The organism is Streptomyces sp. NPDC001536 (assembly GCF_042894505.1).
In the GTDB taxonomy this organism is placed as follows: Bacteria; Actinomycetota; Actinomycetes; order Streptomycetales; family Streptomycetaceae; genus Streptomyces.
The window spans coordinates 13,318-26,779 of sequence record NZ_JBIAVQ010000022.1 but is presented as its reverse complement, the minus strand read 5'-3'; the positions used below and the strand labels follow the sequence as shown (position 1 = coordinate 26,779).

The following is a 13,462-nucleotide window of genomic DNA, read 5'->3' as shown; positions in this document are numbered from 1 at the left end:
CCGTGAGCGAGGCACTTGTCGCCACCCAGGCCCCCGAGGCGTCCGTCGCCTCGGGGGCTTCGGGGGCCCGTCAGTTCTGGCGGCGGCTGCGGACGCAGCGCGCCGCCCTCGGCGCGGCGGTCGTCGTCGCGCTGCTCGTCCTGGTCGCGCTCGCGGCACCGCTGCTGGTCGCCATCGAGGGCCAGGACCCGACCTCCTACCACCCGGCCCTGGTGGACTCCGCGCGCGGCGGCGTGCCCATCGGCTCCTTCGGGGGCGTCAGCGGCGACCACTGGCTCGGCGTCGAACCGCAGACGGGGCGCGACATGTTCGCGCGGCTCGTGTACGGGGCCCGGGTGTCCTTGGGCGTCGCGCTGGCCGCCACCGTCGTACAGGTGTTGATCGGCGTCGTGGTGGGCGTGACAGCCGCACTCGGCAGTCCATGGGTTGATCAACTGTTGAGCCGGCTCACCGACATCATCGTCTCCCTGCCCCTCATGATCATGGCGTTGGCCCTGCTCGCGATCGTGCCGTCGGACTTCCCGCGACCCGTCCTGGTCGCCCTGGTGATCGGCTTCGTCGCCTGGGGCACCATCGCGAAGATCACGCGCGCGCAGACGCTCACCCTCAAGGAACTCGACTACGTCTCCGCGGCCCGGCTCAGCGGCTGGAACACCTGGCGGATCGCCCGCCGGGAGCTGCTGCCCGGACTCGCCGCGCCGGTCATCACCTACGCCGCGCTCCTCGTCCCGATCAACATCACCGTCGAGGCCGCGCTGTCCTTCCTGGGCGTCGGCGTGAAGCCCCCGACGCCCTCCTGGGGACAGATGCTGACCGCCGCCGACGTCTGGTACCAGGCGGCCCCGCAGTACCTGCTGCTGCCCGCCGGCGCGCTCTTCGTGACGGTGCTGGCCCTCACCGTCCTCGGCGACGGCGTCCGCACGGCGCTCGACCCGCGCGCGGCATCCCGTCTGCGCGTCGGCACGGGCCGCAAGAGGGAGGCCAAGGCATGAGCGGCTTCACCGGCTTCGTGCTGCGGCGCCTCCTCGGCGCCCTGGTCACCCTGTTCGCCATCTCGGTGATCGTCTACGTCGTCTTCTACGTCACCCCCGGCAACGTCGCCCAGATCACCTGCGGCCCGCGCTGCTCGCCCGCCCAGGTGCAGCAGGTCGCCGACCAACTGCACCTCAACGACCCGCTGTACACGCAGTACTGGCACTTCCTGCAAGGACTCGTCGCCGGCCAGGACTACTCGACCGGCACCGCCGTGGAGCACTGCTCGGCGCCCTGCCTGGGGCTGTCGTACCAGAGCGACCAGCAGGTCACCCAGCTGATCCTGACCAAGCTGCCGGTCAGCCTGTCGCTGGTGTTCGGCGCGATGGTGCTGTGGCTGATCCTGGGTGTCGGCACGGGCATCCTGTCCGCGTGGCGGCGCGGCCGGCTCACCGAGCGGGTGCTGACCGGCATCACGCTCGCGGGCGTGGCCACGCCGGTCTTCGTCATCGGCCTGGTCCTGATGATCGTCGTCTGCGGGCAGCTGCAACTGCTGCCGTTCCCGCAGTACGTGAACTTCACCGACGACCCCGAGCAGTGGGCGTGGAACCTGCTGCTGCCCTGGCTCTCGCTGGCACTCATCGAGGCGGCCGCGTTCGCGCGCCTCACGCGCGCGTCGATGCTGGAGACGCTCGCCGAGGACCACATCCGCACCTTCCGCGCGTACGGCGTGGGGGAGCGGTCGATCATCGGGCGGCACGCGTTGCGCGGGGCGCTCGCGCCGGTCATCGCGCTGAACGCCAACAACTTCGGCGGCGCGGTGGGCGGAGCCGTCCTCACCGAGACGCTCTTCGGCCTGCCGGGCATCGGTCAGGAGCTCGTCCATGCCGTCAATGTGATCGACCTGCCGGTCGTGGTCGGCATGGTCCTGGTCATCGGTTTCTTCGTGGTCGTCGCCAACGCCGTCGCGGACGTGCTGTACGCGGTGGCCGACCGACGGGTGGTGCTCGCATGAGTCTGGTGGAAGTGACCGACCTGACGGTCGAGTTCGGCGAGCTGCGGGCCGTCGACGGACTCTCCTTCCGGCTGGAGCAGGGCGCCGCCCTCGCCCTGGTCGGTGAGTCCGGCTCCGGCAAGTCCACGGTCGCCTCCGCCCTGCTGGGGCTGCATCGCGGCACGGGCGCGAAGGTCGGCGGTGCGATCGAGGTCGCGGGCGTCGACGTACCGGCGGCGTCGGACGAGGAGCTGCGGAGGCTGCGGGGCGGGAAGGCCGCGATGGTCTTCCAGGACCCGCTGTCGTCCCTCGACCCGTACTACGCGATCGGCGACCAGATCGCCGAGGTGTACCGCGTGCACGCGCGTGTGTCGCGACGAGCGGCACGCGCGCGTGGCGTCGAGGTGCTGGAGCGGGTGGGGATTCCGGACGCGGTGAGGCGATCCCGGTCCCGCCCGCACGAGTTCAGCGGCGGCATGCGCCAGCGCGCGCTCATCGCCATGGCGCTGGCCTGCGAACCGGACCTCCTGATCGCCGACGAGCCGACCACCGCCCTCGACGTCACCGTCCAGGCCCAGATCCTCGACCTGCTGCACACGCTGCGCGAGGAGACCGGCATGGGGCTGCTCCTCGTCACGCACGACGTGGGCGTGGCGGCGGAGAGCGTCGACGAGGTGCTGGTGATGCGGCACGGGCGCGTGGTCGAGCACGGGGCGGTCGGGGACGTGCTGACGGCTCCTTCCGAGACGTATACGCGGGAGCTGCTGGGGGCGGTGCCCCGGGTGGACGCGCGGCGGGTGACGGCGGGCGCGGTCGCTGGGGCGGCCGGGGCGGCCGGTGCCGCATCGGGCGCGCCGGTGGAATCGCCGGACGCGTCTTCGGCGCCGGCCTCGGGTGCGCGTTCGACGTCGGCCTCGGACGCGCCCTCGGATCCGGAGCCGTCGGCTCGGACCGTTGCCGAGGCCGCGGACGTCGTCCTCGAAGCGCGCGGTCTCCGGCGCGAGTTCGGCCGCGGCAAGCGGGCGTTCGCCGCCGTGGACGACGTGTCGCTGACGATCCGCCGCGGGGAGACCCTCGGCATCGTCGGGGAGAGCGGCAGCGGCAAGACGACGCTCGGGCGCATGCTGGTCGGGCTGCTGGAGCCGACCGCGGGGGAGATCAGGCCGGGCGGCGGGGTGCGCCCCGACGTCCAGATGGTCTTCCAGGACCCGGTCTCCTCCCTCAACCCCCGGCGCAGTGTGGGCGAGTCGATCGCCGACCCGCTACGCGCGCGTGGCGAGAAGGACGAGACCCGCATCAGGGGGCGCGTGACGGAGCTGCTGGAGCGCGTGGGGCTCCAAGGGGCGCACTACGACCGCTATCCGCACGAGTTCAGCGGCGGACAGCGCCAGCGCGTGGGAATCGCGCGGGCGCTCGCGGCCGACCCGCGCGTCATCGTGTGCGACGAGCCGGTCTCCGCGCTCGACGTGACGACCCAGGCCCAGGTGGTCGCCCTGCTCGGCGAGTTGCAGCGCGAACTCGGACTCGCGCTCGTCTTCGTCGCCCACGACCTCGCCGTGGTACGGCAGGTCAGCGACCGGGTCGCGGTCATGCGCCGCGGCCGGATCGTCGAGTCGGGGCCCGCTGACGAGGTGTACGACAACCCCCAGGACCCGTACACCAGGCAGCTCCTGGCCGCCGTACCGGCGCTCGATCCCGAAGTGGCCGCGAGGCGCAGAGCGGCACGCAGGGAGCTGGCCGCGGCCTGACGTAACGTAACTGCTTGATCTCTTAGCGCGATCGAACGCGGCCCGCACGGGAAAGTTACGACCGTTCACCCCTTTTGGTGGCGCGATGGACAACCGTCCGTCGCGCCACCGTCATGTCCGCATACGTTCGTCCCGCTGCGAGCCGTCGGACCAACGGCGGCTCCCCATACGGGAGATCGGGGGTGCGCTCGTGCGCATCGGACTGCTTACGGAGGGTGGCTATCCGTATGTGAGCGGTGACGCCAGGCTCTGGTGCGACCGGCTCGTGCGCGGGCTCGGGCAGCACGAGTTCGACATCTACGCGCTCAGCCGCAGCGAGCAGCAGGAGGACGAGGGCTGGGTCCCGCTTCCTCCGCAGGTCAGCCGGGTGCGTACGGCGCCCCTGTGGACGGCCGAGGACGACGGCGTCGGGTACGGGCGCCGCGCGCGCCGACGGTTCGCCGAGTGCTACGGCGAGTTGGCGGCCGTGCTCTGCGCGGGGCCCTCCGAGGAGCCGTCGGCCCTTGAGGCGGACCGTTTCGGCAACGCCCTGTACGGTCTCGCCGAACTGGCCCGCGACGAGGGCGGGCTGGTGGGCGCGCTCCGCTCCGAGGCCGCCGTACGCGCCCTCGAACGCGCCTGTCGTGCGCCGGGCGCCGGCCGCCCGGCCCGCGAGGCGCGGGTACCCGATCTGCTCGCCGTGGCCGCCCACCTGGAGCGTGCGCTGCGCCCCCTGTCCCTCGACTGGTACGAGGACGACGGGCTCGGCTCGGTCGACCTGTGCCACGCCGCCTCCGGCGGTCCGGCCGCGCTGCCCGGACTGCTCGCCCGCCACTTCTCCGACGTGCCCCTGCTGGTGACCGAGTACGGGGTGCGGCTGCGGACGCACTACCTGTCCGCCACGGAGGCCTCGCCGTCGGTGCGGTCGCTGCTCGCCGCCTTCCACGGCCGGCTCGCCGCCGAGATCTACGGCCGCGCCGCGCTCGTCACCCCCGGCAACACGCACGCCCGCCGCTGGCAGGAGCGCTGCGGTGCCGACCGGGACAAGATCCGCACGGTCTATCCGGGCATGGACGCCGCCCGCTTCGCGGAGGTCGGCGAGTCCCCGGAGGGCGCGGACCCCGACACCCTGATCTGGGTCGGTCGTATCGAACCGACCAAGGACCTCATCTCCCTCCTGCACGCCTTCGCGGAGATCCGCAAGGAGGAGCCGAAGACCCGGCTGCGGATCATCGGCGTGCCCGCCGGACCCGAGGGCACGGCCTACCTCGGCCACTGCAAGGCGCTGGCCGCGCAGCTCTTCCCGGACGAGGCGGACGGACTGCACGCCGTCGGCGACAACCCGGTCTCCTTCGGGGAGATCGGCGGCCCGGACGTCCCGGCCCTCGCCGACGCGTACGCGTCGGGCGCCGTGACCGTCCTGTCCAGCGTGGTCGAAGGCTTCCCGATCAGCCTGGTGGAGGCCATGTTCTGCGGCCGCGCGACCGTGTCCACGGACGTGGGCGCGGTGGTGGAGGTCATCGGCGGCACCGGACTCGTCGTGCCCCCGCGCAATCCGCGGGCGCTCGCCGAGGCGTGCGTGACCCTGTTGCGCGACCCCGAGCGCCGTGAGCGCCTGGGCGCCGCCGCACGCGCGCGTGCGCTCGAACTGTTCACCGTCGACCAGAACATCACGGCATTTCACGGCATTTACCTGGAGATCGTCTCGCGGCACCCGGTCCGCCGGGTCGTCCTCGACGGCACCACAGGAGAGCCGCTCCCGTTCGCCGTCCCCGCCGAGGCCCATATGCCCGGCCGCTGGACGGACTCCGGGGCACGGGTCGTGGCCCGTGGCGGCCCCGGCTGGGCGGCAGGTCCTCCGGTACGTGCCAACAGCCCGCTGCCCGCCACGGAGGGAGCGCGATGAGCGACCTCGGCGAACTGGACCGCCCCGGCACCCCGGCCAGCCCCGGCCCGTGGGACGCGCGGTCGGAGGAGTGGCTGGCGGGGGACGGCGGCGGCGCACAGGGCGCAGAGGGCGAGGGCGTTGAGGGCGACGGTGCTGAGGGGGCGGGTGCCGAGGCCGACGGCGCTGAGGGTGACGGTGCTGAGGGCGCGGGCGTCGAGGCCGACGGCGCCGAAACCGTCACAGCCACCGGAGACGAGGGCCGCAAGACCTCCCGCGCCCCCGAGGCGACCCCGGCCCGCAGACAGCCCCCAGCCCCCCGCCGCGCCGCCGCGGACCCCGTGAAGGCCCTGATCCACCGCCACCGCGAGCTGTGCGAACGGGCCGTGGACCCCCTGGAGATCGCGGCGGGCCTGGAGGCGCACGGCGTCACCGACCGCACCGCGACCCGCTTCCGCCACCGGGACGTCTTCTCCCTCGCGGAGGAGATGTACGCGCGCGTGTCGAGAGACGGCGAAACCCCCGCACCCGCCACGCCCACCGACGCGCCCCGAGCAAGCGCCGACTGGATCCTGCTCACCCTCTTACCGGGCGCCCTGTGCGCCGCGACCGTGGCCGGCCTCCGACTCACCGACGGTCAGCCCCGCCTGGTCGCGGCGGTCGTGGGCACGGTCGCCGTGGCTCTGTCGCTGCGCGCCGCACTGACCCGCGGCCCCCTGAGCGCCACCCACCACTCACCACCCCGCATCCTCACCCTGACCTGCTGGCTGATCGCCTACGCCCTCCTCGGCGACGGCCTGCTCCAGGCAGCCGTCGGCGGTGGCCCCGACGCCCTCCCCACCGGCACCCCCGACGGCCCCTGGCCCCTGACGGCCGCCCCCGTCCTGGCCCTCACCCTGTCCTGCGCCCCCGCGGCCTGGACCGCCCACCTCTTCACGACCCGAGCCCGCCGCAGACTCACGCTCAGCCGGGGCCTGGAGGACTTCACCGCCTCCGTACTGCCGCTGCTGTTCGGCGTGTTCGCCCTGTACCTGTGCGCCCTGACGGCCCTGCTGATCCCGACCTCGGCAGCCCTGGACGAACCCGCCCGCCCCGCCCAGACCCTCACCCTGGGCGCCCTCTTCTTCCTGTCCCGTCTCCTCACCACCCACGGCTTCACCCACGCCCCCGCACTCGTCCTGACCGTCACGGTCATGGCGGAGCTCACGGCCATCGCCTCGGTCTTCACCGCCCGCCTCCCGGGCTGCGACTTCCTGGGCACCCCGATCGAGACCCTCACCGAGGCCTGGGGCCCGGGCGGCGTCCCGACGCTCGCCTGCGCGGCCGGAGCGCTCACCCTCCTGCTGCACGCGACCCGCAGGCTCACAAGGGCCTCGGCCCACGCCCCCACGGACCAGCAGTGGTGAGGCGACGGGGCGTGGACCCGACATCGCACGACGAAGCAGTACGGCGGCGCCCCGCGCGCCCCCACCCACACCACCAGGCCGCCGCGGGCATCTCGCCCCACCATCGGCGGCACACCGTTCTGACAGGAGAGCACCACATGAACACCTCCCGACCCGAAGACCCGGCGACGGGAGCCGCACGATGAGGGTCCTGCTGATCGGAGCCAACGGCTACCTCGGCCGCTTCGTCGCCGACCGCCTGCTCGCCGACCCGGCCGTCCAGCTCACCGCCCTCGGCCGCGGCGACGACGCCGACGTCCGCTTCGACCTCGCGTCCGGCAGCCCCGGAGCACTCACCCGCTTCCTCGACGCGGTCCACCCCGGCGTGGTCATCAACTGCGCGGGCGCCACCCGCGGCGGCGCCCGTGACCTCGCCCGCCACAACACCGTCGCCGTGGCCACCGTCTGCGAGGCCCTGCGCCGCAGCGGCTGCGGGGCACGGCTGGTCCAGATCGGCTGCGGTGCCGAGTACGGCCCGAGCCAGCCCGGCTCCTCCACCGCCGAGGACGCCGTCCCCCGCCCCGGCGGCCCGTACGGCGTCAGCAAACTCGCCGCCACCGAACTGGTCCTGGGATCCGGCCTGGACGCGGTCGTCCTGCGCGTCTTCTCACCGGCCGGTCCCGGCACCCCCGCCGGCTCCCCGCTCGGCCGCCTCGCCGAGGCCATGCGCCGCGCCATGCAGTCCGGTGACGGCGAACTCAAGCTCGGCGGCCTCGGCGCCCAGCGCGACTTCATCGATGTCCGCGACGTCGCCCGAGCCGTCCACGCCGCCAGCCTCTCCGCCGCGCAGGGGGTCATCAACATCGGCTCCGGCCGTGCCGTCCGCCTCCGGGACGCCGCCGCCGTCCTGGCCCGCGTGGCCGGATACGGGGGCGCGCTCCACGAACTCGACGGACCTCCCGGCCCGCTGAGGGCATCCATCGGCCACCCCCGCTCCGAACCAGACCATGCCGCTCCGGCCGCGTACCCGTACCCGGACGGCTGCGGCAGCTGGCAGCAGGCCGATGTGCGCACCGCACGCGACCGGCTCGGCTGGCGCCCCCGGATCAACCTCGAAGAGTCCCTCGCCGACATCTGGATGGAGGCGGCATGCCGCATCTGACCAGCACGAAGAAGACCGCGTCCGGCACCGAACTCCATACCGGCGTCGGTGTCCCCGGCTTCGCCCACCCCCTGGTCGCCCCCGCCGAATGGGCCGAACTCACCCGCCCCGGCACCCCCGTCCACTGGGTCGTCCTCAACGTCGCCGACGGTCCCGGCAGCCGCCCCGACCCGCACTGCCTGGAGGCGGCCGGCCGCCTGCGCAACGCGGGCGTCCGGGTCCTCGGCCACATCGACACGACGTACGGAGCGCGCGGCTTCGGCGAGATGATCTCCGACGCGCACCGCTACATCGACTGGTACAAGGCCGACGGCTTCCTCCTCGACCGCTGCCCGACCGAACGTGCGGCGCTCCCGGAGATCCGCCGCACGGTCGCCACGCTCCGCGTGATCCGCGACGACGCCCATGTCGTCCTGGGCCACGGCACCCATCCGCACCCCGGCTACGCGGAGAGCGCCGACCAGTTGGTCACCTTCTCCGGCCCGTGGAGCGACTACCGCTGGTCGCAGGTGGCGGAGTGGACCGCCGACCATCCGCCCGAGCGCTTCTGCCACCTCGTCCACGGGGTGCCGGGCGGCCATCTCGACGAGGCGCTGCGGATAGCCCGCTGGCAGGGCGCCTCCACCATCTACTTCACGGACCGCACGGACCGGGGCGGCCGCATCGATCCCTGGGAGACCATGCCCGGCTACTGGGACGAAATCGTCTCGCGGATCGGAACAGGTGTCTCGGAATGAAGAAGGCCATGGCAGTGTTACGGGGAGAACAACTGTAGTGATTGACCGACCAACGGAGTCCCCGTGTCGCTGCCACCCCTGGTCGAGCCCGCTTCCGAGCTCACCGTAGACGAGGTCCGCAGGTACTCCCGCCACCTGATCATCCCCGACGTCGGGATGGACGGGCAGAAGCGGCTGAAGAACGCCAAGGTGCTGTGTGTGGGCGCCGGCGGCCTGGGCTCGCCGGCGCTGATGTACCTGGCCGCGGCGGGCGTGGGCACGCTCGGCATCGTGGAGTTCGACGAGGTCGACGAGTCGAACCTGCAGCGCCAGATCATCCACAGCCAGGCCGACATCGGCCGCTCCAAGGCCGAGTCCGCGCGCGACTCCGTCCTCGGCATCAACCCGTACGTGAACGTGATCCTCCACGAAGAGCGGCTCGAGGCCGAGAACGTGAAGGAGATCTTCAGCCAGTACGACCTGATCGTCGACGGCACCGACAACTTCGCGACCCGCTACCTCGTCAACGACGCGGCCGTGCTGCTGAACAAGCCGTACGTGTGGGGCTCGATCTACCGCTTCGACGGCCAGGCCTCGGTCTTCTGGGCCGAGCACGGCCCGTGCTACCGCTGCCTCTACCCGGAGCCCCCGCCGCCGGGCATGGTGCCCTCCTGCGCCGAGGGCGGCGTCCTGGGCGTGCTGTGCGCGTCCATCGGCTCCATCCAGGTCAACGAGGCCATCAAGCTCCTCGCGGGCATCGGCGAGCCGCTCGTCGGCCGCCTGATGATCTACGACGCCCTGGAGATGCAGTACCGCCAGGTCAAGGTCCGCAAGGACCCCAACTGCGCGGTCTGCGGCGAGAACCCGACCGTCACCGAGCTCATCGACTACGAGGCCTTCTGCGGCGTCGTGTCCGAGGAGGCCCAGGAGGCGGCCGCCGGTTCGACGATCACTCCCAAGCAGCTCAAGGAGTGGATCGACGACGGCGAGAACATCGAGATCATCGACGTCCGCGAGATCAACGAGTACGAGATCGTCTCCATCCCGGGCGCCAAGCTGATCCCGAAGAACGAGTTCCTCATGGGCACCGCCCTGGAGAGCCTGCCGCAGGACAAGAAGATCGTCCTGCACTGCAAGACGGGTGTCCGCAGTGCGGAAGTCCTCGCCGTGCTGAAGTCCGCGGGCTTCGCGGACGCCGTGCACGTCGGCGGCGGCGTGATCGGCTGGGTCAACCAGATCGAGCCCGACAAGCCGGTGTACTGACCGGACCTGCTGCGATCGGCGGGGGTTGCACGCACCACGAGTGCGGGCAACCCCCGCCGTCGTCATGAGCAGACCTTGCCGTCCTTCGGCACCGTGCCCTTGAGCAGATACGCGTTCACCGCGGAGTCGACGCAGTCGCTCCCGCTGCCGTACGCCCCGTGCCCCTCGCCCTTCCAGGTGAGCACCACACCGACGTCCTTGCCCAGCTCGTCCGCCATCTTGCGGGCGCCCTCGTAGGGCGTCGCCGGGTCGCCGGTGTTGCCGACCACGAGGACCGGCGGAGCACCGGGAGCGCTGACCTCCGGGGTGTCCCACTGTCCGGTCACCGGCCAGTCGTGGCACCAGCCGGCCGTGTCCCAGCCCAGGAAGGCGCCGAAGACGGGCGAGAGCTTCTCGAACGTCGGCAGCAGCTTCTTCGTCTCCGCGGCGGTCGGCCGCTGCTTGTCGTCCAGGCACGATATGACCCGCTGCGAGTGGGTCGTCGTGCCGTAGTGCCCCGCGGTGTCCCGCTCGTTGTAGCCGTCGGCGAGGGTCAGCAGTTCCGAGCCGTCGCCCTGCTCCGCGGCCTCCAGCGCACTGGTCAGGGTGGGCCAGCTGGCCTTGCTGTACAGGGGGAGGACGATGCCGGTGACGGCGAGCGTCTGGGTGAGCTTCCGGTCGGAGCCGGTCGGCAGCGGGTTCGCGTCGAGCTCCTTGAGCAGGTCGGCGATCTTCCGCGTGCCCTGCTCGGGGTCCTGGCCGGTCGACTTCAGGTAGTCGTCGAGCGCCCGCTGGAAGCCGCGGGTCTGGTTCTCCGCGTGGCCCACCGTGTCGGCGCTCGGGTCGACGACCGCGTCGAGGATCAGCCGGCCCACGTTCTTCGGGAACAGATGGGCGTAGACGCCGCCGAGTTCGGTGCCGTAGGAGATGCCGAAGTAGTGCATCTTCGTGTCGCCCAGCACCTGGCGCATGAGGTCCATGTCGCGGGCGGTGTCGGTGGTCGAGACATGCGCGAGCAGTGCCCCGGCGGACTTCTCGCAGCCCTTGCCGAAGGTGGCGGCGTCCTTGAAGTACGCCGCTTCCTCGGCCGCGGTGTCCGGCGTGGCGTCCACGCTCTCGGCGGACTGGATCTCCTTGTCGCTGCGACAGCGGACGCCCTCGCTGGCGGCCACCCCGCGCGGGTCCCAGCTCACCAGGTCGTACCGCTCGCGGAGGGTGGAGACCGTCGCGCCGTACAGCGGCATCATGGACACGCCCGAGCCGCCCGGGCCGCCGAAGTTGAACAGCAGCGAGCCGATGCGCTCGCTCTTGTCACCGCGGGACTTGGCGCGGATCAGCGCCAGACCGATCGTCTTCCCCTCCGGCTTCGCCCAGTCCAGCGGCACCTTGAGCGTCGCGCACTGCCATTCGCTGCTCGGCGCGGGGGAGTCCGCCGTGCCCTCGCAGCCCTTCCAGTCGAGCTTCTGGGAGGTCAGCGAGGACGGCGGCGCGACCGCCGCCTCGGTGTCGGAGGCACCCGACGACGGAGTGGCCGTGTTCGTCCCCTCGCCGCCCTTGCCGTCGTCGGACGAGCCGCCGCTACAGCCCCCCACCAGCAGTGCCGCGGCGGCGGCCAGAGCCGTCCACCGTACGAAACGCGTCATCGCAGTCCCCCCTTGCAGGCCGTCCGCACCGTGCCGCGGATGGCGGTCATGCCATGGTAGGCGGCCCGCATCACGGCTGCGCATGCCTGTGGATAACGCTCTGACCTGCTGATTTTCCGGAATCCTCGGGTCAGGAGCAGATCGTCCCCGCCGTCGGCACCTTCCCGTCCAGCAGGTAGCCGTTCACCGCGCTCTGCACACACGTGTTCTTGCTGTCGTACGCGCCGTGCCCCTGCCCCTTGTACGTCAGCTCCACGCCCACGTCCTCGCCCAGCGCTTCCACCATCTTCCGCGCGCCCTCGTACGGGGTGGCCGGATCGCCGGTGTTGCCGATGACGAGGATCGGCGCCGAGCCCACCGCACTCACGTCGGGGTGCTCGGCGGCGCCCGGCACCGCCCAGTCGGTGCAGCTGACCATGCCCCACGCCAGGTAGTCACCGAAGATCGGCGAGGCGGACCGGAACTCGGGCAGCTTCCGCTCCACGTAGTCCTCGGTGTAACGGGGCTTGTCGTCGGCGCAGTTGATGGCGATGTTGGCCGCGCTCAGATTGCTGTACTCGCCGTCCTGGTTGCGCCCGTTCATGGAGTCGGCCAGCAGCATCAGCACCCGGCCGTCCCCGGCGTACGCCTGCTCCAGGCCCTCGGTGAGGTACTCCCAGAAGTCCTGCGAGTACAGCGACTGGGCGATTCCGCTGGTCGCCGCGGTCTGGGTGAGCCTGCGCAGCCCGAGTCCGGGGATCGGCGTGCTGTCGAGGTCCTTCAGCAGCTTGGCGATACGGGCTTTGACGTCCTGGGCGCTGTCGCCGATCGGGCAGTCCTCGGTCTGCGACACACAGTTCTCGGCGAAGTTGTCGAGTGCGAGCTGGAAGCCCTTGGCCTGCCCGAGAGAGCCCTGCTCCGAGTCCTCGGTCGGGTCGACGACCGCGTCGAAGACGGCGCGGCCCACCTTCTTGGGGAACAGGTGGGCGTAGACGCCGCCGAGTTCGGTGCCGTACGAGATTCCGAAGTAGTGCAGTTGTTCGTCGCCGAGGATCTGGCGCATGAGGTCCATGTCGCGGGCCGCGTCGGTGGTGCGCACATGGGGGAGCACCTTCTCGGAGTTGTCCTCGCAGGCCGCGTTGAACTCCTTGGTGTCGTCCAGGAGCTTGGTGCGCTCGGCCGCGTCGTCGGGGGTCGCGTCCAGCTGGAAGTACGCGTCGAGCTGAAGGTCGTTGAGGCACTCCACGGGGGCGCTGCGGCCCACCCCGCGCGGGTCGAAGCTCACCAGGTCGTAGCGGGTGCGCAGTTTCGCGTAGTCCTCGCCGAAGGCGGGCAGCGTGGTGACGCCCGAGCCGCCGGGGCCGCCGAAGTTGAAGATCAGGGAGCCGATCCGCTTGCTCTCGTCGCCGCTGGCCTTCGCCCGGATCAGCGCGAGCCCGATCTTGTCGCCCTTGGGCTCGGCCCAGTCGAGGGGCACCTTCAGGGTGGCGCACTGCCACTTGTCGCCGTTCGGCAGAGGTGACGGGGCGTCACCGCCGCCCTCCGCCGCGTTCGGTGCCGGGCAGTCCTTCCAGCTCAGCTTCTGAGCCGTGACGTCCTGGTCCTCGGAGTCGTCGCCGCAGCCCGCCAGGAGGGTGGACAGCAGGACGGCGGAGACGGCCAGGGCAGCGACGCGCGGGCGGGGAGGGTTCGGCATGACCCCATCCTGCGGTCGGGCCTCCCGGGCCGCTCGGGGCACGGGCCGTACGAGGTACGCG

At 72.0% G+C, this 13,462-nt stretch carries 10 protein-coding genes; 8 read left to right on the top strand and 2 right to left on the bottom strand.

From position 1 onward, the window contains the following. Window positions 1-2 precede the first annotated feature (2 nt). The 8 genes from ACFY0U_RS40925 (at window position 3) to moeZ (ending at window position 10,104) form a co-directional block, all read left to right on the top strand. On the top strand, window positions 3-992 hold the full coding sequence (locus tag ACFY0U_RS40925; protein ID WP_388644975.1) for an ABC transporter permease: 990 nt from the start codon (window positions 3-5) through the stop codon (window positions 990-992). Further along, entirely contained in the window at window positions 989-1,987 is a 999-nt protein-coding gene (locus ACFY0U_RS40920) for an ABC transporter permease (protein WP_388644973.1), read from the top strand. The genes ACFY0U_RS40925 and ACFY0U_RS40920 overlap by 4 nt, the downstream gene beginning before the upstream one ends. Then, a complete protein-coding gene (locus ACFY0U_RS40915) occupies window positions 1,984-3,714 on the top strand; it encodes a dipeptide ABC transporter ATP-binding protein (protein ID WP_388644972.1) in 1,731 nt (576 codons plus the stop codon). Before ACFY0U_RS40920 ends, ACFY0U_RS40915 begins: the two co-directional genes overlap by 4 nt. Window positions 3,715-3,904: 190 nt before the next feature. Continuing rightward, entirely contained in the window at window positions 3,905-5,599 is a 1,695-nt protein-coding gene (locus ACFY0U_RS40910) for a DUF3492 domain-containing protein (protein WP_388644970.1), read from the top strand. After that, a complete protein-coding gene (locus ACFY0U_RS40905; protein WP_388644969.1) occupies window positions 5,596-6,984 on the top strand; it encodes a hypothetical protein in 1,389 nt (462 codons plus the stop codon). The genes ACFY0U_RS40910 and ACFY0U_RS40905 overlap by 4 nt, the downstream gene beginning before the upstream one ends. Before the next feature lie 181 nt (window positions 6,985-7,165). Continuing rightward, the gene (locus ACFY0U_RS40900) at window positions 7,166-8,125 is read left to right on the top strand and encodes an NAD-dependent epimerase/dehydratase family protein (RefSeq protein ID WP_388644968.1); all 960 of its coding nucleotides are present in this window, start codon (window positions 7,166-7,168) and stop codon (window positions 8,123-8,125) included. Further along, window positions 8,113-8,862, top strand: a complete 750-nt coding sequence (locus tag ACFY0U_RS40895; protein WP_388644966.1) for a spherulation-specific family 4 protein — start codon at window positions 8,113-8,115, stop codon at window positions 8,860-8,862. Before ACFY0U_RS40900 ends, ACFY0U_RS40895 begins: the two co-directional genes overlap by 13 nt. A 63-nt stretch (window positions 8,863-8,925) precedes the next feature. After that, window positions 8,926-10,104: an adenylyltransferase/sulfurtransferase MoeZ gene (moeZ, locus tag ACFY0U_RS40890; protein WP_388644964.1), complete on the top strand. Its 1,179-nt coding sequence runs from the start codon at window positions 8,926-8,928 to the stop codon at window positions 10,102-10,104. Window positions 10,105-10,166: 62 nt separating this feature from the next. Here the strand turns inward: moeZ and ACFY0U_RS40885 are convergent, their stop codons facing one another. Both ACFY0U_RS40885 and ACFY0U_RS40880 read right to left on the bottom strand, forming a co-directional pair. Continuing rightward, window positions 10,167-11,726: an alpha/beta hydrolase gene (locus ACFY0U_RS40885; protein WP_388644963.1), complete on the bottom strand. Its 1,560-nt coding sequence runs from the start codon at window positions 11,724-11,726 to the stop codon at window positions 10,167-10,169. Between the two features lie 130 nt (window positions 11,727-11,856). Beyond that, window positions 11,857-13,401 carry an alpha/beta hydrolase gene (locus ACFY0U_RS40880; protein WP_388644962.1) on the bottom strand — a complete coding sequence of 515 codons (1,545 nt, stop codon included), beginning with the start codon at window positions 13,399-13,401 and terminating at the stop codon, window positions 11,857-11,859. Window positions 13,402-13,462: the final 61 nt, after the last annotated feature.

What these genes read in the sequence shown, in the direction of transcription:
- ACFY0U_RS40920 (WP_388644973.1), top strand. Translation starts at nt 989, where the DNA reads ATGAGCGGCTTCACCGGCTTCGTGCTGCGGCGCCTCCTCGGCGCCCTG.
- ACFY0U_RS40915 (WP_388644972.1), top strand. Translation starts at nt 1,984, where the DNA reads ATGAGTCTGGTGGAAGTGACCGACCTGACGGTCGAGTTCGGCGAGCTG.
- ACFY0U_RS40905 (WP_388644969.1), top strand. Translation starts at nt 5,596, where the DNA reads ATGAGCGACCTCGGCGAACTGGACCGCCCCGGCACCCCGGCCAGCCCC.
- ACFY0U_RS40900 (WP_388644968.1), top strand. Translation starts at nt 7,166, where the DNA reads ATGAGGGTCCTGCTGATCGGAGCCAACGGCTACCTCGGCCGCTTCGTC.
- ACFY0U_RS40895 (WP_388644966.1), top strand. Translation starts at nt 8,113, where the DNA reads ATGCCGCATCTGACCAGCACGAAGAAGACCGCGTCCGGCACCGAACTC.
- ACFY0U_RS40885 (WP_388644963.1), bottom strand. Translation starts at nt 11,726, where the DNA reads ATGACGCGTTTCGTACGGTGGACGGCTCTGGCCGCCGCCGCGGCACTG.
- ACFY0U_RS40880 (WP_388644962.1), bottom strand. Translation starts at nt 13,401, where the DNA reads ATGCCGAACCCTCCCCGCCCGCGCGTCGCTGCCCTGGCCGTCTCCGCC.